General features: G+C 27.1%; 1 protein-coding gene. It reads right to left on the minus strand.

Annotated elements, in window-relative coordinates:
* The coding region (locus tag A9G32_RS03065) for a DUF262 domain-containing protein (protein ID WP_141672867.1) at positions 1–516 on the minus strand (516 nt) is incomplete at its 3' end.
* Between the last annotated feature and the right edge of the window lie 152 nt (positions 517–668).

The raw sequence follows: 668 nt of genomic DNA on the forward strand, positions 1-668 counted from the left end.
AAATTTGGGTTCTTGATCATTTTTAATTTGATATTTATATGGAGGCGGCAATATTTTTGTTGCTCCCTCGTTTAAAATATACGCTTCAAAATCAGATTGATGAGAGCTATGAGTGTGTAATCTTAAACGTGAAGCTCGGCTATTAAAGATTATTGCAGAACGGATAATATCAATGTTTACAGAAAGGGGATTTAAATTATCATGTAGATTAAGATTCGGAAAATAATCACGTATAACGCAAAATAGTATCATTAACGTTGTTAATCTTTGTTGTCCATCGACAACATCAATATAAGGGGAATTAGGTTCATCATAAGAATTTGCTGTAATAACAGAGCCAAGAAAGTAATTTGGTACGTCATTTTCATATGATTCTAAAATATCGTCCCATAACTGTTCAACTTGTTCACTTTCCCATTTATAAGGTCTTTGATACTTTGGTATTTTATAAAGATTTTTTGTATCACCAAATAATTCACTAATCGATAAACTACGGGGTTTAAAAGATTCTTCCATATTTATACCTACTTATATTTCTATTTAATTTAATTTAATTTGAAAACATTTGATTATTAGTTATTATTCTAGCAATTTACTTGTTTCATATAAATTAATTATCATGATTAATAATATAAATAAAATTTAAAAGGCTTGATATGATGATTAAA

The organism is Gilliamella sp. Gris3-2, from assembly GCF_001690345.1.
Taxonomy (GTDB): domain Bacteria; phylum Pseudomonadota; class Gammaproteobacteria; order Enterobacterales; family Orbaceae; genus Gilliamella; species Gilliamella bombi.